Annotated in this window: 17 protein-coding genes; 6 read left to right on the top strand and 11 right to left on the bottom strand. The window is 63.1% G+C overall.

Annotated features, from left to right (window positions below; translation table 11 throughout):
* Nucleotides 1–22: 22 nt before the first annotated feature.
* From NKI46_RS01870 to NKI46_RS01860, 3 genes are all read right to left on the bottom strand, one after another.
* Nucleotides 23–256, bottom strand: coding sequence for a DUF1127 domain-containing protein (locus NKI46_RS01870; RefSeq protein WP_023671199.1), 234 nt, complete (start codon nt 254–256; stop codon nt 23–25).
* Nucleotides 257–259: 3 nt separating this feature from the next.
* Nucleotides 260–415 (bottom strand): hypothetical protein, encoded by a 156-nt coding sequence (locus tag NKI46_RS01865; protein ID WP_023704021.1) that lies wholly within the window; start codon nt 413–415, stop codon nt 260–262.
* Between the two features lie 164 nt (nt 416–579).
* The gene (locus NKI46_RS01860; protein WP_023704020.1) at nt 580–1539 is read right to left on the bottom strand and encodes an alpha/beta fold hydrolase; all 960 of its coding nucleotides are present in this window, start codon (nt 1537–1539) and stop codon (nt 580–582) included.
* Between the two features lie 458 nt (nt 1540–1997).
* On the opposite strand from NKI46_RS01860, the gene NKI46_RS01855 reads away from it, so the two are divergent.
* Together NKI46_RS01855 and NKI46_RS01850 are read left to right on the top strand one after the other, a co-directional pair.
* Nucleotides 1998–2465, top strand: coding sequence for an Hsp20 family protein (locus tag NKI46_RS01855; RefSeq protein ID WP_023671202.1), 468 nt, complete (start codon nt 1998–2000; stop codon nt 2463–2465).
* Nucleotides 2466–2622: 157 nt separating this feature from the next.
* On the top strand, nt 2623–3387 hold the full coding sequence (locus tag NKI46_RS01850) for a sulfite exporter TauE/SafE family protein (protein ID WP_023686418.1): 765 nt from the start codon (nt 2623–2625) through the stop codon (nt 3385–3387).
* Here the strand turns inward: NKI46_RS01850 and NKI46_RS01845 are convergent.
* A complete protein-coding gene (locus tag NKI46_RS01845) occupies nt 3384–4280 on the bottom strand; it encodes an MBL fold metallo-hydrolase (protein WP_352744479.1) in 897 nt (298 codons plus the stop codon). The genes NKI46_RS01850 and NKI46_RS01845 overlap by 4 nt on opposite strands.
* Nucleotides 4281–4298: 18 nt before the next feature.
* Nucleotides 4299–5348 (bottom strand): threonine aldolase family protein, encoded by a 1050-nt coding sequence (locus tag NKI46_RS01840; RefSeq protein ID WP_023695704.1) that lies wholly within the window; start codon nt 5346–5348, stop codon nt 4299–4301.
* A 507-nt stretch (nt 5349–5855) separates the two neighbouring features.
* On the opposite strand from NKI46_RS01840, the gene gltB reads away from it, so the two are divergent.
* Both gltB and NKI46_RS01830 read left to right on the top strand, forming a co-directional pair.
* Nucleotides 5856–10607, top strand: coding sequence for a glutamate synthase large subunit (gltB, locus tag NKI46_RS01835; protein WP_352744476.1), 4752 nt, complete (start codon nt 5856–5858; stop codon nt 10605–10607).
* Nucleotides 10608–10747: 140 nt separating this feature from the next.
* A complete protein-coding gene (locus tag NKI46_RS01830) occupies nt 10748–12202 on the top strand; it encodes a glutamate synthase subunit beta (RefSeq protein WP_023671207.1) in 1455 nt (484 codons plus the stop codon).
* On the opposite strand, the gene NKI46_RS01825 is transcribed toward NKI46_RS01830, so the two are convergent.
* Nucleotides 12199–13404 (bottom strand): SGNH/GDSL hydrolase family protein, encoded by a 1206-nt coding sequence (locus NKI46_RS01825; protein ID WP_023737642.1) that lies wholly within the window; start codon nt 13402–13404, stop codon nt 12199–12201. The two genes, NKI46_RS01830 and NKI46_RS01825, sit on opposite strands and share 4 nt — an antisense overlap.
* A 102-nt stretch (nt 13405–13506) precedes the next feature.
* Nucleotides 13507–14730 (bottom strand): lytic murein transglycosylase, encoded by a 1224-nt coding sequence (locus NKI46_RS01820; protein ID WP_023691763.1) that lies wholly within the window; start codon nt 14728–14730, stop codon nt 13507–13509.
* A gap of 207 nt (nt 14731–14937) precedes the next feature.
* Here NKI46_RS01820 and galU point away from each other — a divergent pair, with 207 nt between their 5' ends.
* Entirely contained in the window at nt 14938–15843 is a 906-nt protein-coding gene (gene galU, locus NKI46_RS01815) for a UTP--glucose-1-phosphate uridylyltransferase GalU (protein WP_023671956.1), read from the top strand.
* Here galU and NKI46_RS01810 read toward each other — a convergent pair whose 3' ends face one another.
* Entirely contained in the window at nt 15844–17628 is a 1785-nt protein-coding gene (locus NKI46_RS01810) for an outer membrane beta-barrel protein (protein ID WP_352459795.1), read from the bottom strand. It lies immediately after the preceding gene.
* 150 nt (nt 17629–17778) lie between these two features.
* Here NKI46_RS01810 and NKI46_RS01805 point away from each other — a divergent pair, with 150 nt between their 5' ends.
* Nucleotides 17779–18774 carry a KpsF/GutQ family sugar-phosphate isomerase gene (locus NKI46_RS01805; protein WP_023828225.1) on the top strand — a complete coding sequence of 332 codons (996 nt, stop codon included), beginning with the start codon at nt 17779–17781 and terminating at the stop codon, nt 18772–18774.
* A gap of 82 nt (nt 18775–18856) precedes the next feature.
* Here NKI46_RS01805 and NKI46_RS01800 read toward each other — a convergent pair whose 3' ends face one another.
* From NKI46_RS01800 to hemH, 3 genes are all read right to left on the bottom strand, one after another.
* Entirely contained in the window at nt 18857–19321 is a 465-nt protein-coding gene (locus tag NKI46_RS01800) for an NfeD family protein (protein ID WP_023686409.1), read from the bottom strand.
* A 96-nt stretch (nt 19322–19417) separates the two neighbouring features.
* Nucleotides 19418–20368: an SPFH domain-containing protein gene (locus NKI46_RS01795; protein ID WP_023686408.1), complete on the bottom strand. Its 951-nt coding sequence runs from the start codon at nt 20366–20368 to the stop codon at nt 19418–19420.
* Nucleotides 20369–20526: 158 nt separating this feature from the next.
* Nucleotides 20527–21591 (bottom strand): ferrochelatase, encoded by a 1065-nt coding sequence (hemH, locus tag NKI46_RS01790; RefSeq protein ID WP_023686407.1) that lies wholly within the window; start codon nt 21589–21591, stop codon nt 20527–20529.
* Nucleotides 21592–21677 lie beyond the last annotated feature (86 nt).

The following is a 21677-nucleotide window of genomic DNA, read 5'->3' as shown; positions in this document are numbered from 1 at the left end:
AGGCCCTTCGTGCGGCCATGGCTCAGTCCCACAAACGGCGCATGTATTCGCAGTGAGCGTCGCTGCGCGACAGGCCGATGTCCTTGAGCTGTTCGTCGGTCATTTCGAGCAAGGCAAGGCGGCTTCGGCGCCTTTCCAGTTGACGGCCGATCCAGTTGGCCGCCGCGATGCCTTGTGTCCGCAAGGACCGCCGGAACGTCGCGGTTTGAGTTGTCGGCTGATGTGCGAGGCATTGCGCTGCATGATCGGGGCGCATCGCTCAGGCTTCCCCGTTGCCGGCCACTGATGCGCCGGCTTCGTTCAGCGCAATCGCGCATTCCTCACAGCAGACCTCGACGGTCTTGCCGCCGACCTTGACGCGGATCGGATTGGCGTCCAGCTGGCAATCGCAGGCAGCGCAGGTTTTCTCGGTCATGACGTCATCTCCTTGGCGTTCGGTTCGACACGGAGAGATGAGCATTCCGGGGCGGCACCGGCTGTCAGAATCTTTAGCTCTTTGTGTGCTGCCGGCGCTGCTCCTGACAGAAGGCTGTCAGCAGGCGCAAGCTCAAGGCGCCGTAACATGCAGCGCCGGCGGCATCAGGCTGTGGGGTCGTCGTTGCCGGGTATGAAGGCGTCGAAGGCGGCGAGCAACTGCTCGCGATAGACATCGGCCTCCTGCAGGATCTCGTGTTTCGAGCCATCGATCATCAGCAGCGAGCCGAGGCGCAGACGCCTGGCGTAGGCTTCCACGGCCTTGGTCGAGACGACCTGATCGGCGCCGGCGGCGATCATCAGCAGCGGCACCTGGATCCTGGCCATGAAGTCGGGCTCGCTGATGGCTTCGCCTGCCTTGATTGCCGCCTGCAGCCAGCGGATCGTCGGCCCGCCGAGCGCCAGTTGCGGATAGTGCTCGTAGATTTTCGTGTTGCGCTGATAGCGCCCGGGGTCCGATGTCACCTTGTTGAGGGCGAAGGGCAGGGTTTCCCTGGGACGCGGACCCCAGGCGGCGTAGAGCCGACCGAGGCCGAGAAAGCACAATACCGAGCAGACGCGGCGCGCCGTTTTTGCCGACACGGGCGAGTCGGGCACCGTCAGGAAAGGCGCAATCAGCACCATTCGACGCACCCGGTTGACCATCGACGGCGCCGCGAGCAGCGCGATCACGGCGCCCATCGAATGGGCGAGGATGTAATACGGGCCGCGGCAGTCGGGCAGCACGATGTCCTCGAAGAACTGTTCGAGGTCGCCGGTGTAATCGTAGAAGGAGCGGACATAGCCGCGTTGCGGGTCGGCGATCAGCCGGTCGGAATCGCCCTGGCCGCGCCAGTCGAGCGTGGCGACGCCGAGGCCGCGGTCGGTCAGGTTGCGGATGGTTTCGAAATACTTCTCGATGCACTCGTTGCGGCCGGGCAGCAGCACGACGGTGCCTTTCAGCGGCCGAGTGACCGCGGCAAACAGGCCGTAGCGGATCTTCTTGCCGTCGCGCGTGGTGAAAAAGCCGCCGGCGACATTTTGCGGCGGCGGATTGCCTGGCGTGGGATGGAAGAGATCCGTCATTAGGCGCTTGCGTCTTCGTGGTGTCTCACCCGGCAGGGCGTCGGCATGGTGATAGACGCCAATGGATGAAAAGCAAAGGGAGGACGCCAAGGGGGCGGACGAACGACAAGCAAGGCCGGAAGCAGCCTGCGGCGGCGTGCTTCCGGCCTCTGTCGATCCGGGAGGAAGGGACGTTACACCCGGTCGGCCTCGTCGCGGCGCTTTCATCCGGCGCCGCCTGGTTCTTTATCCTGGGGGCACTCTAGCGCCGGCCGGCTGAACGGGCGCCGAAGCAGCGGTTCATCTGCCGTTCATCGACGCCTCGATTGGCGCTCTTCAAAAATCCTTGAAATGAGCTTTTGCGCTCCCCAAATGTCGGATGCAGCCGCCGATGTCGGGGCTGCTGGTCCACCCGAAACGCCTTTCCAGGGTTTCGCACCGGCCACACGCAAACATGTTGCTCAACAGGAGAACACCTCATGCGTCACGTTGATTTTTCCCCGCTCTATCGCTCGACCGTCGGCTTCGACCGCCTGTTCACCATGCTCGACTCGCTGGCCCAGCCCGATGGCGCGCAGACCTATCCGCCCTACAACATCGAGCGCACCGGCGAGGACGCCTATCGCATCTCGATGGCGGTTGCCGGCTTCTCGGACGAAGAGATTTCGATCGAAGCCCACCGCAACGTGCTGACCGTCAAGGGTGAGCGCAAGGAAGAGGGCAATGGCGAAGGCTCCGAGCTGCTCTACCGCGGCATTGCCTCGCGTTCGTTCGAGCGCCGCTTCCAGCTTGCCGACCATGTCGAGGTCGTCGGCGCCACCCTGAAGAACGGCCTGCTTTTCGTCGACCTTAAGCGCAACATCCCCGAGGAGCTGAAGCCGCGCAAGATCGCGATTACCGCCTCTTCGGCCAACGCCAAGCAGATCGAGGCCAAGAACGCCGCGTGATCAAGACGGCGGCGTCACAACGCCCAAGGTTGAAAGCGTCTCCTCCCGAGACGAAAGCGGCGCCGCGAGGCGCCGCTTTTTTTCGCCGCAGCCTCTGTCACCCCAACCGAAGAGTTCTGGCTCTTTTGCGGCGGGCGCCGTCTTCCCATGAAGGGCGATGTCTGATCTTTCGGCTGATTTTTCCCTGGCCCTAACGGCAACCATTGCGGTGACCTTCCTGCTGGCCGGCATCGTCAAGGGCGTTACCGGTATGGGACTGCCGACGTTGGCGATGGGGCTGCTGGGCACAATCATGCCGCCGGTCGCCGCGGCTTCGCTGCTGATCGTGCCGTCCTTCGTCACCAATATCTGGCAGCTGTTTGCCGGCCCGAGCTTCGGATGGATCCTCAGGCGGCTGTGGCTGATGATGGTCGGCATCGTCGCCGGCACGCTGGCCGGCTCATGGCTGCTGGCCAGCGACAATGTCAAATGGACGACGGCCGGCCTCGGGGCGGCGCTGATCGTCTATGCCGTCTATACGCTGCTGGCGCGGCAGTTGACGGTTCCCGCGTCAGCCGAGCGCTGGTCGTCGCCCATCGTCGGTTTCCTTACCGGCATCGTCACCGGCGGCACCGGCGTGTTCGTCGTGCCCGCTGTACCTTACATTCAGGCGCTGGGCTTGAGCCGTGACGATCTGATCCAGGCGCTCGGCCTGTCCTTCACCGTGTCGACGATCGCGCTCGCTGCCGGCCTTGCCTCGCACGGCGCGTTCCAGGTCGGGCATGTCGCCATGTCGTCGCTGGCGGTTGCGCCGGCCTTGCTCGGCATGTGGCTCGGACAGTTGCTCCGGCAGCGGATCAGCCCGGCGACCTTCCGGCGCTGGTTTCTTGTTTTCCTGATCTTGCTTGGCCTCGAGCTTTTGGCGCGGCCTTTCCTTGCTTAGCGACCGGTGCCGGTTGCGAGAACGGCCTCGATGTTTTGCCGGTGGACGGGCTCGTACAGCGCGAAGTACTCGACCGCGCCCGTGGCGAATATGTCGGCGCCGAAGGTTTTCAGATCCTGCTTCGCAAGATCAGGCTCACGCCGGCAGCGAAGCAGTTTTTGAACGTAGGCTTGCGTCGCGGCGATGAGGCCTTTGTCGTAGCCGCCTCGCTCAATCGCTTCGAGCGAGCCGTGATTGGGCAAGATGCGGTCTATCGACCAGCCGGCCATGCGTTCGAGATCGACCAGATGTTGCGCCAGCCGATCCGCCTCGCTGACATAGGTGATCGGATCCTCGAGCGTGTCGCCCGCCAGGAGCAGGCCGGTTTCGGGCATGAACAGCACCGTGCCGTCATGGCTGTGGATTTCGACCTGACGCAGTTCGACGGCGATCGATCCAACGGCGAGGTCAAGACTGCCTGCGAAGGTCCTGTTCGGCAGCACGAGAGGCTTGATCGGTGGAACACCGCTTTCGATCTCAGCCCGGTTGTTCGCGAGCGCCGAGGCGGTGAGCGTGTTGGCGATAATCTCGCAATCCTGAAACACCTCATTGCCGGCAATATGATCGTCATGCCAGTGGCTGAGCACCACCCGGATCGAGCTGACCCCCATGTCTTCGAGCGTCTGCCTGATGAAGCGCGCGTGAGGCAGCGAAATATGCGTGTCGTAGACAAGCGCCTGCGAGCCATCGACGATCGCATAGGTGCAGATGCCGAGGGCATAGGCGCCGTCGTCCAGCCAGTTCGGCTCGTCCGACCAGGCGCGAACGCCGTCAACGCGGCCATCGTAGAAGCCGAGCACGTTTGGCGCCGGGCGAACCAGCCGCATGGTTGAGCCGAGAGGTGGCTTTGTCATTGGCGCGGTCTCGCGGGTTCAGGCGATCATCTGGCCGAAGCGATCGACCTCATCTGAAGTCGTGGCAAAGCTCGTGACGAAGCGATAGAGCAACTCGTCGTCGCCGACATGGCCGTCGAAGCCGCGCGGCCTGTGCCAGTCGTAAAAGGCGGCGCCGACGGATTGCAGCCTTTCGGCTTCCGCCTTTTTCATCACCGCGAACACCTCGTTGGCCTGCGGCAACCAGGCGAGCTTAGCCGTTGCCGAATCCTCGATCGCAGCCGCCAGGCGCGCGGCCATGGCATTGGCATGACGGGCCATGTCCAGCCACAGGCCGTCCGTGAAGTAGGCGTCGAACTGCGCTGCGATGAAGCGCGACTTGGAGAACAGCTGTGCGGCGCGCTTGCGCAGGAAGGACAGCTCCTTGGCGCGGTCTAGATCGAACAGCACCACCGCTTCGGCGCACCAGCAGCCGTTCTTGGTGCCGCCGAACGAGACGATATCGACGCCGCGCTTCCAGGTCATTTCGGCCGGCGTCGTCTCAAGCGCGACCAATGCGTTGGCAAAACGGGCGCCGTCCATATGCAGCGGCAGGGAAAAGCGTTTGGCGATCTCCGAAATGGTGGAAATGTCGTCGAGCCCGTACACTGTGCCGACTTCGGTCGATTGGGTGATCGAGACGGCCGTCGGGCGTCCCCAATGGACGATTTCGGGTGCGAAACGGGCGACGGCGCGTTCAAGATTGTGCGGATCGATCTTGCCCAGGGCGCCGTCGACAGCATGGAGACGCGAGCCGCCGCTGAAATATTCCGGCGCGCCGCATTCGTCCTCGATGATGTGCGATTCGCGGTGCGCAAAGGAAATGCCGCCGGGCTTGTTGTAAGCGGCCAGGGACAGCGAGTTGGCCGCCGTGCCGGTAGCGACGAAGAACACCGCGACCTCGCGTTCGAAGATCTCGCTGAAACGCTGGTAGACGGCGCGGTCGAGATCGCCATCGCCATAGGCGGTCGAAAAGCCGCCGGCATTGGCTGACAGCCCGGCGGCAATGTTGGAATGGACGCCCGCCCAGTTGTCGGATGCAAAGAACATCAGGAAAGTCCCTGCCTGGTTGAGAAAGTCTGGTTGCGACAAGAGCGCGACCATGGCCGTTTCGGGGTTTGACGCGCAAGGGCCAAGGGCTGAAAAAGCGGTGAAGCCAAAGGCGATCACGAAGGAGCGCCGGGACCGAAATTTCGTTTCAACAGGGCCTGACGTAATTTTCTGTCGCCAAACGTCCAAGATTTGGTGAATCGGTCTTGTGTGCGCCCAGGATTTCTGCCATAAAAATTTAGGACAGTAGTGCTGTCTTATTTTGTCGCACAAGTCAGGCTGGATTGGCGTATCATTTGGGCCACTCCGGCCGTTGCCGCGAGCGACGGGTAGACGGCTCGGCTGTGGCCTGTACGATACCGGATACGAACCGGCGGTGCACCGCACGGTCCGCCAAGGATTTCGAAAAGACGTGCCGCAAGAATGAGAGCGGAAGCCAGTCGCTTCCCAAGGTAGACCAGCGCCCCAAACGCTAGACGTGCAGGGGCCGGAACGGAGGACAGGACGATGACGGAACTGACGCCATCTGCGATTATCGGCCAGGCCGCGCAGACGAAAGCGGCAGCCGTTAAAAATACCGTTCTGACCAAAGAAGGCCGAACCACCAACGGCCTGACCGGCAACGGCATGGCCGCGCAGGGTCTCTACGATCCGCGCAACGAGCATGACGCGTGCGGCGTCGGCTTCATCGTCAACATGAAGAACGTGAAGTCGCACCAGATCGTCAAGGACGGGCTCTTCGTGCTCGAAAACCTGACGCATCGCGGCGCTGTCGGCGCCGATCCGCTGATGGGCGACGGCGCCGGTGTGCTCGTGCAAATCCCCGATCGTTTCTTCCGCGAGGAGATGGCGGCCCAGGGCGTCGAACTGCCGGCGGCAGGCCAATACGGCGTCGGCCACTGGTTCATGCCGCAGGATGCGGCACTGCGCGCCCATATCGAAGAGATCATCGCCGAATCGGCGCTGTCAGAAGGGCTGCCGCTGCTCGGCTTTCGCGACGTGCCGGTCGACAATTCATCGCTGTCGAAGGCGCCTGATATCGCGGCCTCCGAACCGTTCCATCGCCAGGTCTTCATCGGCCGCACATCGGACATTCCAGATGACGAGGAATACGAGGCCAGGCTGTACCTGCTGCGCAAGGTGATTTCCGGCCGCATCTACGCCGAGAACAACAACAAGGATATCGGCGCCTACTGTGTGTCGCTATCGGCGCGTACCATCGTCTACAAGGGCATGTTCCTGGCATACCAGGTCGGCGCCTATTACAAGGATTTGTCGGATCCGCGTTTCGAGACCGCGCTGATCCTCGTCCACCAGCGCTTCTCGACCAACACCTTCCCGTCATGGAAGCTCGCGCACCCCTACCGCATGGTCGCGCATAATGGCGAGATCAACACGGTGCGCGGCAACAACAACTGGATGGCGGCGCGCCAGGCCTCGGTCGATTCCGAACTGTTCGGCAACAACATCTCCAAGCTGTGGCCGATCTCCTATGACGGCCAGTCCGACACGGCGTGCTTCGACAATGCGCTCGAATTCCTGTTCCAGGGCGGCTACAGCCTCAGCCACGCCATGATGATGCTGATCCCGGAGGCCTGGGCCGGCAACAAGCTGATGGATGCCGATCGCAAGGCTTTCTACGAATACCATGCAGCGCTTATGGAGCCGTGGGACGGGCCGGCCGCGGTCGCCTTCACCGACGGCCGCCAGATCGGCGCCACGCTCGACCGCAACGGGCTGCGCCCGGCGCGCTACATCGTCACCGACGACGACCGCGTCATCATGGCGTCCGAAGCCGGCGTGCTGCCGGTGCCGGAGGAGAGGATCGTCAAGAAGTGGCGGCTGCAGCCCGGCCGCATGCTTCTGATCGACCTCGCCAAGGGCCGCATCATTTCCGACGAGGAGATCAAGTCGGAAATCGCCACCAGGCATCCCTACAAGACCTGGCTCAACAACACGCAGCTGATCCTCGAGGATCTGAAGCCGGTCGAGCCGCGCGCGCTACGCAAGGATGTCAGCCTTCTCGATCGCCAGCAGGCTTTCGGCTACAGCCAGGAAGACACCAAGCTGCTGATGTCGCCGATGGCGACCACCGGCCAGGAAGCCGTGGGTTCGATGGGAACCGACACGCCGATCTCGGCGATGTCGGACAAGTCGAAGCTGCTCTACACCTATTTCAAGCAGAACTTCGCCCAGGTAACCAACCCGCCGATCGACCCGATCCGCGAAGAGCTGGTGATGAGTCTGGTGTCGTTCATCGGGCCGCGGCCGAACATCTTCGACCTGGTCGGCAATTCGCGCCGCAAGCGGCTCGAAGTGCGCCAGCCGATCCTGACCAATGGCGATCTGGAAAAGATCCGCTCGATCGGCCACACCGAGGACCGTTTCGACACCAAGACCATCGACATCACCTACGGGTCGAGCGAGGGCGCGGCCGGCATGCAGGGCGCCGTCGAGCGTCTGTGCGAGCGCGCCGAGGCGGCCGTTGCCGGCGGCTACAACATCATCATCCTGTCCGACCGCCAGGTCGGTCCCGACCGTATCGCCATTCCGGCACTGCTGGCGACGGCTGCCGTGCACCACCATCTGATCCGCAAGGGTCTGCGCACCGCGGTCGGCCTGGTCGTGGAATCCGGCGAGCCGCGCGAAGTGCATCATTTCTGCTGTCTCGCCGGCTACGGCGCCGAGGCGATCAACCCCTACCTTGCCTTCGATACGCTGCTTGACATGCACAAGCGTGGCGAACTGCCGGCTGAGGTTGACGCCTACGAGGTGGTCTCGCGCTACATCAAGTCGATCGGCAAGGGCATTCTCAAGGTGATGTCGAAGATGGGCATCTCCACCTACCAGTCCTATTGCGGCGCGCAGATATTCGACGCCATCGGGCTGAAGTCGGATTTCGTCGAGAAGTACTTCACCGGCACAGCGACGCTGATCGAAGGTGTCGGCCTGGACGAGGTCGCGGCTGAGACGCTCAGCCGCCACACCGACGGTTTCGGCAACGATCCGGTGCTGCGCAACAGCCTCGAGGTCGGCGGCGAGTACATGTACCGCATGCGCGGCGAAGCCCATATGTGGTCGCCCGACGCCGTCGCCACCTTGCAGCACGCCGTGCGTCAGGGCTCGTGGGAGACGTTCAAGGAGTATTCCGCGCAGATCAACAGCGAGACGGCCCGTGCCCAGACCATACGCGGCCTGTTCAGGATCAAGCTTGCGGAAGAGACCGGCCGCAAGAAGGTGGCGATAGAGGACGTGATGTCGGCGGCCGATATCGTCAAGCGCTTCTCGACCGGGGCGATGTCGTTCGGCTCGATCTCGCGCGAGGCACACACGACGCTGGCGCGCGCCATGAACCAGATCGGCGGCAAGTCGAACACCGGCGAGGGCGGCGAAGAGGCCGACCGCTATCTGCCGCTGCCCGGCGGCAGCAAGAACCCCGAACGTTCGGCGATCAAGCAGGTCGCCTCGGGGCGCTTTGGCGTCACCGCCGAGTATCTCGTCAATTCCGATGTCATGCAGATCAAGGTCGCGCAGGGCGCCAAGCCCGGTGAGGGCGGCCAGCTGCCCGGCCACAAGGTCGACGCCACCATCGCCAAGGTCCGGCACTCGACGCCCGGCGTCGGCCTGATCTCGCCGCCGCCGCATCACGACATCTATTCGATCGAGGATCTGGCGCAGCTGATCTACGATCTGAAGAACGTCAACCCGGCGGCCGACGTCTCGGTAAAGCTGGTGTCGGAAGTCGGTGTCGGTACGGTTGCGGCGGGCGTCGCCAAGGCGCGCGCCGACCACATCACCATCTCCGGCTATGATGGCGGCACCGGCGCGTCGCCGCTGACCTCGCTCAAGCATGCCGGCAGTCCATGGGAAATGGGCCTTGCCGAGACGCACCAGACGCTGGTACTGAACGGGCTGCGCTCGCGCGTTGCGCTGCAGGTCGATGGTGGCTTGCGCACGGGGCGCGACGTCATCATCGGTGCGCTGCTCGGTGCCGACGAGTTCGGCTTCTCGACCGCGCCGCTGATCGCGGCCGGCTGCATCATGATGCGCAAGTGCCACTTGAACACCTGCCCGGTCGGCGTCGCGACGCAGGACCCGGTTCTGCGCAAGCGTTTCAAGGGCACGCCCGAGCATGTCATCAACTTCTTCTTCTATGTTGCGGAAGAGGTGAGGGGGCTGCTGGCCGAGATGGGCTACACCCATATCGACCAGATCATCGGCGACAGCGACCTGCTGGAAAAGCGCGAGATGATCCAGCATTGGAAGGCGCGCGGGCTCGATTTCGGCAAGATGTTCTTCAAGCCGGACGCGCCGCATGAGGCGGTGCACTGGACCGAACGGCAGAAACACCCGATCGACGATGTACTCGATCGCAAGCTAATCGAACTGGCGAAGCCCGCGCTCGAAAGCAAGCAGCCGGTCAAGATCGAGGTCGACATCCGCAATGTCGATCGCTCCACGGGCGCCATGCTGTCGGGCGAAGTCGCCAAGCGCTTCAGGCACAAGGGCCTGCGCGAGGACACGATCCAGGTGAAGCTGACCGGCACCGCCGGCCAGTCGTTCGGCGCCTTCCTGGCGCGCGGCATCTCGTTCGATCTCGTCGGTGCGGCCAACGACTATGTCGGCAAAGGCCTGTCGGGCGGACGCATCGTCATCCGGCCGCCGGAGGAGTCCAGGATCGTCGCGGCGGAATCGATCATCGTCGGCAACACCGTCCTCTATGGCGCGACCGAGGGCGAGGCCTATTTCGCAGGTGTCGCCGGCGAGCGCTTCGCGGTGCGCAATTCGGGCGTCGCCGCCGTCGTTGAAGGCGTCGGCGATCATGGCTGCGAATACATGACCGGCGGCATCGTCGTCGTCATCGGCCAGACCGGTCGCAACTTCGCTGCCGGCATGTCGGGCGGCGTGGCCTATGTTCTGGATGAGGCCGGCGATTTCGCCGCGCGCTGCAACATGGCGATGGTCGAGCTGGAGCCGGTTCCGGAAGAAGACGATCTGATGGAAAGGCTGCTGCATCATGGCGGTGACCTCGACCACAAGGGTCGCGTCGACGTCTCGGGCGACATGACCACCCATGACGAGGAACGGCTTTACCAGCTTATCTCGAACCACGTCCATTTCACCGGTTCGGTACGCGGCCGCGAGATACTCGACGACTGGACGACCTTCCGGCCGAAATTCCGCAAGATCATGCCGGTCGAATACCGCCGCGCGCTGATCGAGATGGAACGCATGCGCATGGGCGTGGCGGCGGAATAGGTTTTTCGACTTGCCGGGAGGCGCAGGCTTCCCGGCGGAACTTTCAGCGACAGTTTGACCTCGGATGCAAGGTTGCCACGGCTGCCTCAAGGGGTTAACGGGTGCGAAAACCGCACCATCTGGACAGCAGGAACTGGACTATGGGCAAGGTAACAGGCTTTCTCGAAATCGACCGGCAGGTGCACAAGTACCAGCCGGCCTCCGACCGCATCCGGCATTTTCGTGAATTCACGCTGCCGATGTCGGACAAGGAGGTCGAGAAACAGGCGGCGCGCTGCATGGATTGCGGCATCCCGTTCTGCCACGGGCCGACCGGTTGCCCGATCCACAACCAGATCCCGGACTGGAACGACCTCGTCTACAATGGCGACTGGGACAATGCGATCCGCAACCTGCATTCGACCAACAATTTCCCCGAGTTCACCGGCCGCATCTGCCCCGCGCCCTGCGAGGAAGCCTGCACGCTGAACCTCGAGGACATTCCGGTTGCCATCAAGACTGTCGAACAGGCAATCGCCGACAAGGCTTATGAAACCGGCCATATCCGGCCTTATCCGCCAGAGAAGAAGACGGGCAAGCGGGTCGCTGTCATCGGCTCCGGCCCGGCAGGGATGGCGGCGGCGCAGCAGCTTGGCCGCGCCGGCCACGAGGTCAGCGTTTATGAGCGTGAGAGCCGTCCCGGCGGGCTGATGCGCTACGGCATTCCCGACTTCAAGATCGAGAAGCACTATATCGACCGCCGCATCGAGCAGATGCAGGGCGAGGGCGTGACCTTCCATTGCGGCGTCAATGTCGGCGTCGACAAGCCGGTGGCAGAGTTGCTCGCCGGATACGATGCGGTGCTCTATTGCGGCGGTTCGGAATCGCCGCGTCCGGCCAACATTCCGGGCGACGATCTCGGCGGCGTCTATGACGCCATGCCCTATCTGGTGCAGCAGAACCGTCGCGTCGGCGGCGAGCCGATCCAGTCGGTGGCCTGGCCGTCGCATCCGATCATCGCCGGCGGCCAGCATGTCGTCGTCGTCGGCGGCGGCGATACCGCGTCCGACTGCGTCGGCACCGCCTTCCGCCAGGGCGCGGTGCGCGTCACCCAGCTCGACATCCGCCCGCAGCCGCCGGAGAAGGAAGACAAGCTTTCGGTCTGGCCTTACTGGGCGACCAAGATGCGCACCTCGTCCTCACAGGCCGAAGGTGCGGAGCGCGAATTCCAGGTGGCGACGCTCGAATTCATCGGCGAGGACGGCCAACTGACCGGCGTCAAATGCTGCGAAGTCGACGAGAAGCGCAAGCCGATCGCCGGCACCGAATTCGTCATCCGTGCAGACCTCGCCTTCATCGCCATCGGCTTTGCCGGACCGGCTGCCGCCGGCGTCGCGAAAGAGCTGGACGGTGAGATGAAAATCACCACCGACAGCCGCCGTTCCCGCAATGTCGAAGCCAACGATCGCGACTACAAGACCAGCGTCGACAAGCTCTACGCCGCAGGTGATGTGCGCCGCGGCCAGTCGCTGGTTGTGTGGGCGATCCGCGAAGGCCGCCAGGCCGCGCGCTCGATCGATGAAGCGCTGATGGGGTCGACGGTACTCCCCCGTTAACGGTTGATCGCCGTCGTCGTATCCGTCGCGGCAGCGGCCTTGGGCGGCCAGGAGAAGTCGTCGGCGCGGCCGGGCGAGGCCTCGGGCGCCTTGCCTTCGAGGATTAGTTTTTCGCCGGGCAGATCCGGATTGGCTTTCGGCGCCGCCGCCGCACCGAGAAGCTCGGTCCCGCCGTCGAGCGCCGGATCGTTGAGCAGCATTGGAACGGTGCGGTCGACCACGATCGGGGCGGCGGGCAGCGACGGCGCCTCGACCGGGGCGCCGGCCGGCGCGGCAGCCGTCACCACGCTTCCCGGCGCTGCCAGGCCGAGGATCTTGGCCAGCGGCTTTTCGGTGTAGAAGGCGAGCTTTCGCTTGCCGGCTTTCGAGACGTTGATGCCGTCGTCGGAGCGCAGCCGCACGGCCTGGCCGTTAATGTCGGGGCCGGTCGAGACAAAGGCGCCGTTCTCGTCGACGAACCCATCCCAGACATCGACGAATTCGCCGCCGTTCTTCTCGGCAGCCGAGTGGTAGATATCGTTGAATGCCAGCATGTCGGAGGTCATCTTCGGCGTCTTGAAGGCTGGCATGCCGACCCACAGATAAGGCACCTTGGTCGCCGCCAGCGCCTTGCCCAAGGCCTCGGTCCGGCGTTCGTATTCCTTGGTCCAGTTCTCGGAGCGCGGCTGCTCGCGCACATCGTTGACGCGCATCTGCTGGCGGTCGTTGGAGCCCAGCATGACGACCACGGCGGCGGGCCTCTCGCTCTCGACCAGCGATTTGACCTGTTCGGGCCAGTTGTAGACATCATCGCGCACGAAACCCGAAGAACCGTTGGCGCGCTCGACGATCCTGATGTTGGCATTGTCGGCAAAGGCTGTTTCGAGGCCTTCGGCCAGGCCGTTGGCCATGAAATCGCCGATCACCAGAACGACGCGGGCATCCGGTGTCTTCTCGACAATCGGAGCGGAAGGTTCAACCGGTGCGCGGGGCTTCTTCTTGACCTTCGGCTTTGCCTTGCGGACATCGAGCGGCGGCTCGATGCGTTCGCTGCGGCGCGGGAACAGAAGGTCGCGCAGCGACCAGCCGCGGTTCTGCGGTTGCTCCTGCGCCAAAGCCGGTGTGTGGAAACTGCCGGCGACCCCCGTCGCCAGGACGACGATGGCCAGAATGAGGATCGGCAAGCGGAAAACGATCACACGGATACGCGCTGCCGAAACCAAGCACCCTCTCCATCCCTTGGTGCATGGCCCTCGCAGGCGATCATGCACAGACCGATGCTACGGCATCCCTTGCGTCGCAAATGCAAGCTGCCGTCGCTGGCTCTATTTCTTTCTGAGCCATTTGAGCACTTCCATGCTCGGATACCCGTCCTGGGTCAAGCCGACCGTTGCCTGATAGGTCATGATGGCGGTTTTCGTGCCGTCACCGATCTTGCCGTCGAACTTGCCGTCGTAAAGTCCGTGCTGCGAAAGCCGCTTCTGCAACTCCTGCCTTTCCTCGAAGGACAGTTTGGTGAAAGGCCGCTTCCAGTCCTGCACCAGACCATTAGAACCGGCGATTTCGTCGGCAAGAAGGCCGACGGCCAGGGCATATTTGTCGGCGTTGTTGTAGGCCTTGATGACGGAGAAGTTCTTGATCATCAGGAAGGCCGGTCCGCCGCGGCCGTCCGGCACTTTCAGGGTCGCCTTGTCGGTTGCGTTCTTGAACGGCTTGCCATTGGCCCTGGCGACGCCGAGCGCCTGCCACTGCGCCAATGTCTTCGAGCCGGCCGGCAGTTTGCCCGCCGGAATGGTGACCTCGTAGCCCCAGGTCTTGCCGCCCTGCCAGCCATTCTTCTTCAGCAGATTGGCTGATGTCGCCAACGCATCGGGGATCGAATTCCAGATGTCGCGCTTGCCGTTGCCGTCCATGTCGACGGCATAATGCTGGTAGCTGGTCGGGATGAACTGGGTCTGGCCCATGGCGCCGGCCCAGGAGCCCATCAGGTGGCTTTCGTCGATGTCGCCGGTCTGCAGGATTTTCAGCGCGGCGACCAATTGGGTGCGGGCGAATTTCGAACGCTTCGGGTCGCCATAGGCGAGGGTTGCCAGCGAGCGGATGACATTGCGCATGATGTCGTCGCGCTTGAGGATCTCGCCATAATTCGATTCCATCGACCAGATGGCGAGCAGGATGTAGCGGTCGACGCCGAACCTCGCCTCGATCCGTTCCAGCCACGGCTTCCATTTTTTGGCCATCTGCTGGCCGACGGCAACGGACTGGTCGTGGACGCGGTTGTCGAAATAGTCCCAGGCAGGTGCGGTGAATTCGGGCTGGGTGCGTGCCTTTTCCAGCACCACCGGGTCGGGCTCATTGATGCCCCGGAACGCTCGGTCGTAGACCCCGCCGGAAACGCCGCCCGCCACGGCCGTGGCGCGGAATCCGGCGACCCATTGCCGAAAACCGGCATCGGCGAAGGCCGGTCCGGCCGGCATCAGCAAGGCGAGCGAGAGGCTGGCCGCCGTCAGCACGCTGGTAAAGAGTTTTGCGGCACTGCGAACGGACATATTTTCCCCTTTCTCTATCTCAGGAAAGACCATTCATCGCCGAACCGGGTTAGCAATTGGTTTACCATAGGCGGCGCCTGGAACGAAAAGACACCTGGATGCTTTACCGGTTGATGTTTCCCTCAATGGCCCGATAATCCACAATTCCGGCGCGAAAATGTCGCGAGGCGGGATTGCCGGGCACGCCCTCAAACGGATAATTGACGCATGAAGCGAGTTCGCAAGGCAGTTTTCCCGGTCGCCGGTCTCGGCACACGGTTTCTCCCGGCTACCAAGGCCATTCCCAAGGAGATGCTGACCGTCGTCGACCGGCCGGTCATCCAGTATGTCGTCGATGAGGCGCGCGAGGCCGGCATCGAACATTTCATCTTCGTCACCGGCCGCAACAAGGCGGTCATAGAAGACCATTTCGATATCCAGTTCGAGCTCTATGATACGCTGGCACAGCGCGGCAAGGACGATCAGCTGGCCCGCTTGCAGCGGCTGCAGCCGGCGCCGGGGCAGACCTCGTTCACCCGCCAGCAGGTGCCGATGGGGCTCGGCCACGCCGTCTGGTGCGCCCGCGAACTGGTCGGCGACGAACCCTTCGCGCTGTTGCTGCCCGACATGATCATGCAGTCGGAGAAGAGCTGCACGAAGGCCATGGTCGAGCTCTACGAGGAGACGGGCAACAACATCATCGCCGTGCAGGAATGCGATCCGGCCGAAACCCACAAATATGGCATTGTCGGCCGGGGCGAGGACACGCATCACGGCTTCCGCATCACCGAGATGGTCGAAAAGCCGAAGACCGGCACCGCGCCGTCCAATCTCTACATCAACGGCCGCTACATCCTGCAGCCCGAGATTTTCAAGATCCTGGAAAGCCAGGAAAAGGGCGCCGGCAACGAGATCCAGCTCACCGACGCGATGCTGAAGCTGGAAAAGCAGCAGCCCTTCTTTGGCTACCACTTTCAGGGCCGCACCTTCGATTGCGGCTCGCCGGAAGGGTTCGTCGAGGCCAATGTCGCCTTCGCGCTGTGGCGCAGCGACATGAACGAGAACATGGCCGGCGTCATCCGCACGCTGCTCGATGAGATGAAGCCGTCCGAGCGTCGCGGCGCTGCTTTTTAGCTACCGCTGCAGCTTCAGCCCCAAATAGATGCTGTTGGCGGTGTAGTTGCGCCCGGGCAGATTGCTGGTCAGCTTTTCGGTGCGGGCGCGGCTGGTGAGACCGACGTAACGGTTCAGCCACCAGGTCAGCCCGGCCTCTGCACTCAGCGTCATGTCATGGCCGTCGGAGCCGGTGTAATTGCGCCAGTCGAGCCCAAGGGCTGCGTTGCCGATCAGGTCGGCGCGGATCTGCCGCTCGCCGGTGAGGCGGCCGGAATAGAGGATGTCGCCGCTCTCACCGGCATTCGTTGTGCCTTCGACCGTGGTTCGCCCGGTGACGCCGATGATGGTGCCGCGCTCGGGCGACCATTTGAGGTCGGCATTGATGGTGGCTCCCGAAATCGCCTCCAGGTTCTTGTCGTCGATCGCCTCCCTCACCCAGCCGGCCGAGAACTCACCCTTGAGCTTCTCGCCCATGTCGACTTCGATACCGGCGCGTGCGCCAAGCCGGGTCGAAGAGCGCTCGAAGCCCTTGTTGTCGATCCGTTGGTCATATACCCGGCGGCCGAGCTCAATCTCAGCAAAGGGCGTCAGAGCCGGGGAAATTTCATAGCCGGTCCGCAACGTTGCGGTGTAGAGCGTGTTGTCCTGATCCTTCTGCGACAACACGGTGCCGTCCGTTAGCTTGGCGTCGCCATAGATGTCGTGGGAGACCGCACCGGTCAGCGCAAAGCGCATCTTGCCAACGTCCTTCTCGACGCCGAGGCTGCCGTCGACCGTCTGGCGGATCGGCTGCGATTTGACGCCGGCAATGGCGTCGGGCGCGGAGGCCGATTCCGGCGCAATCTCGTAGCCGAGCTTGGCGATGGCGCGCAGTTCATTGTCGAGGTCGACATTGTACGTGCCTTGGATACGGCCGCGTGCCTCATTGATCTTCTGGCCCGAAATGGTGTTGCGGAAATTGCCGTAGCCGTCGATGACCGCCGAATTCTCGCGCCAATCGGAGGCGGCGGAGAAACGCAGCGCCGTTTCGGACAGCACCGCCGACTTGCCGCCAGCGCTGGAATCGGCGTTCGACGTGACGGCAACGCCCTGCTCGAGCGTCGGCCGCAGCAGGAACGAGCCGACCTTGATGCCGGTTGCCGCGTACGGGTCGTCCTCGAGCTTCTTCTTCAGGCCCTCGATGGCGTCGGTGCGCTCGGCGCCGGGGTCGAGCTTTCGTCGGTCGACGCCGTCGACGGTGAGGACACGGCGGTTGGCTATGTCCTGATCGGCGTCGCCTGCCGCAGTGCCGTCCGGAGTCGTTCCGGTGGTGGTCTGGTCCGTGGCTTTGCCAGGCTTCTTCTTGTCGGCAGCCTTGGTTTTGTCCTTGGCCTTGTCTGCATCCGCGTCGGCGCGTTGCTTTGCCGTCGACGGGCGGCGTGGCAGGACGGTTGGCGGCTTGTCGGCGAACGAATCGTCGATGGTCGCCGGCGGGTCGAAAATGCTGTTTGCGCCGGCCTGTGACGGGTCGGTGTCATCAGGCAAGGCGCCATCGCTGGCCGGCACATAAGCGGTTGGCGTGTTTCCCGTGGGGGCGGTGTCGGCAGGGGCGGGCTTGACCTGCGTGTTGGCCTTGCTCAATTGCCTGGCCCGGCGCTGCTGGTCGGACAGGATCGCCGATTCCGAAACTTCGCCGCGCAGCTCGGTCTCCTGGGCATGAAGCGCAGTTGGCCGCAGCAAAGCGAGCACGCTCGTCGCCAGAAGCAGAGCGCAAAACGCTCTGCCCGTTCGACCTTTTTTCTCTTGAGGTTGGGCCCGCGACATCGTCACCACTGCTTGCGCGGCGCAAGCGCGCCATACTTACCGAACCGTAAACGGGGATGGTTAACGGAGGGTTGAAGGGGTGCCTGTCGGACATGGCTGGACGGCAATTCTGTTGGACAGGCGAACGGCAAAGCGCTAATCGCATCAGCCATGCATGCGGGATCCCAAGAAAAGAAGCCTTTGGAGGCTTCGATCGCCTCGGCGCTGAGAACGGTAGCCACGGAACAGGCCGGCGTGGCGGCATTGGCCGCCGCGCTGGAGAACGAACTGGCCGAACCTTTCGCCCGCGCCGTCGACATGGTGTCGCGCATCAATGGCCGCGTCATAGTCACCGGCGTCGGCAAAAGCGGCCATATCGGCACTAAGATCGCGGCCAGTCTGGCTTCGACCGGCACGCCTGCCTTCTTCGTCCATCCGGCGGAGGCCAATCATGGCGACCTTGGCATGATCGCCAGAGACGATGCCATCATCGCCATGTCATGGTCCGGCGAGAGCAAAGAATTGATGGGCATCGTCGCCTATTCCAGGCGCTTCTCGATCCCGCTGATTGCGATTACCGCGGGCGCGGCCTCGGCGCTGGCGCGCGCGGCCGACGTGGTGCTGCTCCTGCCGTCCGCGCCGGAAGCCTGCCCGCACGGTTTGGCGCCGACGACATCGACCCTGCTGCAACTGGTGGTCGGCGATGCGCTGGCCATAGCGCTGCTCGAAGCGCGCGGCTTCACGCCCGACCATTTCCGCACATTCCACCCCGGCGGCCAGCTCGGCGCCAATCTGACTCTCGTCTCCGAGATCATGCGGGTCGGCGATCAGATTCCGCTAGCGGCGCTCGGTACCAAGATGCCGGAAGCGGTCATGACGTTGTCGAACAAGAAAGTCGGTTGTGTCTGTGTCGTCGACGGGAAGGGCGAGCTGGTCGGGATCATCACTGACGGTGATGTCGCGCGCAATCTGCATCGAAACCTGGCCGATATCGCCGTGGACGACATCATGACCCGCACGCCGAAGACGGTCGATCCGCAGACGCTGGCCGGAACGGCGATCGCGCTTCTCAACGAATACAATATCGGTGCGCTGGTAGTGACGGAAAACAGGATGCCCGTTGGGGTGGTTCACTTCCACGATTTGCTGCGTATCGGCGCAGCCTGAGGAAACTAAAACCGCATTGCGTTGGGGTGACCTACGCGGCGCGCTTCGATTGCTGCCAAATGCGCTGCGGGCCTTCGGGCGCTCAGACGGCCTCGACGGTCAGTTCCAGATCGGTGTCGGCCGAACTGACGACGCGCACCTGCGTGCCGGCCGGCAGGTCGGGACCGGAGACGCGCCACAGTGTGTCGCCGAGTTTGATGCGGCCGCGACCGTCCTTGATCGGCTCGGCCAGCGTTGCCATCCTGCCGACCAACTGCGCGCCGCGCCGGTTGAGCAGCGGCTGGTCGCTAGGGGTATTACGCCCACCAACCAGCTTCTTTCCGGCAAGGGCCGAGACCAGCGACAGGGCCAGGAAGGCGAGGACCTGGACTTCCCAGGCCCAGAAGCTTGCGTCCCAGACGAGCAGGGAAATCACACCGATCACCAATGCGGCGATGCCGATCCACAGCATGAATATTCCTGGCGCGATGACCTCCATCACCAGGAGGACGAAGCCCAGAACCATCCAGTTCCACGGACCAAGTTCGGAAATGATGCGGTCGAACATGGGAGTGCGCTCCTACTTCCTGTGGAGCATGATCTTTTCCGAAAACCGGTTCCCACTTTTCGGGATCATGCTCGCGACCTCAGTTCTCGTCAGGTCTCAGTTCTCATTCGGGCGAACCACCGGAGGGCGGGCGGCCTGCCTGGCGGCGCCGGCGGTGCCTTCGCTGCGGAACACCTCCCTGGCGATCTCGCTTATGCCGCCGAGCGTGCCGATCAGTGCCGACGCTTCCATCGGCATCAGCACGACCTTGCTGTTGTTGGCGGTACCGATCTTGCCCATCGCTTCGGTGTATTTGAGCGCCACGAAGTAGTTGAGTGCCTGCACGTCGCCCTTGGAGATGGCTTCCGATACAACCTGGGTGGCTCGCGCTTCGGCTTCGGCCGAGCGTTCGCGCGCCTCGGCGTCGCGGAAGGCGGCTTCCTTGCGGCCTTCGGCCTCGAGGATCTGCGACTGCTTGAGGCCTTCGGCGGCGAGGATCTGCGCACGCTTGTTACGTTCAGCCGTCATCTGACGACCCATCGATTCGATTAGGTTGGCCGGCGGATTGATATCCTTGATCTCGACGCGGGTGATCTTGATGCCCCACGGATGGGCCGCTTCGTCGACCACGCGCAGCAGCCGTTCGTTGATGGCGTCGCGGTTCGACAGCAATTCGTCGAGGTCCATCGAGCCCATGACGGTACGGATGTTGGTCATCGTCAAATTGAGGATGGCGTTCTCCAGGCCGGCGACCTGGTAGGCGGCCTGCGCCGCATTGAGGATCTGGTAGAAGGCGATGCCGTCGACGCCGACAATGGCGTTGTCGCGCGTTATGATTTCCTGGCTCGGAACGTCGAGCACCTGCTCCATCATGTTCATCTTGGCGCCGATGCGGTCGACGAACGGCACGATGAGGTTGAGGCCGGGGCTTAGTGTTTTGGTGTAACGACCAAAGCGCTCCACCGTATAATTATAGCCTTGCGGGATTGTCCGGATGCCTTTGATAAGAAGCACCAATACCAGAAAGGCAAGCGCACCAATCGCAATACCGAAACCACTGAAGTCCATTTGAATCTCCCTCAGATGCCGGCCATGGCGTTGATTCCATGCAACCGACTTCACCAAACACTTAGGTGTGTTTCAATAATGTTACAATCAGGTGATCGTTGATTATTAGTGCATGGAATAGCGCAACTGCGGCGGTCGATCGCCGCAACGTGGCGGCCTCAGACCCAGCCCGACAGCTCGCGCCGCACCATCGCCTCGATCACCGCCATGCCTTCTGCACTGTCGTTGAGGCACGGGATGTGGGCGAATTTCTCGCCGCCGGCGTGATGGAAGGTCTCGGCCGCCTCGCGGCCGATTTCGTCCAGCGTCTCGATGCAGTCGACGGAAAAGCCTGGGTTGACGATGGCGATCGATTTCACGCCGTCCTTCGCCAGTTTCTCGACCGTCTTGTCGGTGTAGGGCTGCAGCCATTCCTGGGCGCCGAAGCGCGACTGGAAGGTGATGATCAGCTTCTTTTCATCCCACCCCAGTCGTTCACGCAACAGCCGTGTCGTCTTCTGGCAGTGGCAGTGATAGGGATCGCCCTTCTCGAAATAGGGCTTCGGGATGCCGTGATAGGAGGTGATGACCACCTCGGGCTCGAAGTCTAGCGTTGCCAGATGCCGTTCGATCGAATGGGCGAGCGCCTCGATGTAGACCGGCTCGTCATAGTAGGGCGGAACACTGCGCACGGCAGGCGCGCGGCGCATCTTCATCAAGGCGCGAAACAGCTGGTCGTTGGCGGTCGCGGTGGTGGTCGCGGAGTATTGCGGGTAGAGTGGGAACGACAGGATGCGGTCGCAGCCTTGCTCGACCAGCCTTTGAGCGACGCTCGCGGTCGAGGGGTTGCCGTAGCGCATCGCCCAGTCGACCACGACATCGGGTAGGTCGATGAGCGCTGCGGCCAGCTTTTCGCCCTGCGCGCGGGTGTAGGTGCGCAGCGGCGACTCGTTCCTCTCGCGGTTCCATATCCTGGCGTAATTGGCGCCGGACTTCTTCGGTCTGGTGGTCAGCACCAAGCCGTAGAGGATCGGATACCAGATCGCCTTGTTGAGTTCGATGACGCGCGGATCGGACAGGAATTCGCGGAGATAGCGCCACATCGGCTTGAAATCGGTACCGTCCGGCGTGCCGAGATTGACCAACATGACGCCGATCTTGCCTGCCTTTACCGGCGGATGTCCGGCCGGCAGCGGGTCGAGCGCTTTCGCGGCTTTGGGGTCGACAGGCGTGGAAAGCGTCATGAAGGTCTCCCGACACCGCGAAACCGACGATGTCGGGCGAACCTAGCGATGTGGCGCGAGTTTTCAATGCCGCGTCTGGCCGCACC

The sequence above is a fragment of the Mesorhizobium sp. M0615 genome, from assembly GCF_040320805.1.
Lineage (GTDB): Bacteria > Pseudomonadota > Alphaproteobacteria > Rhizobiales > Rhizobiaceae > Mesorhizobium.
Note: the sequence above shows the minus strand (reverse complement) of the source record. Positions and strands in the feature narration are given on the sequence as shown.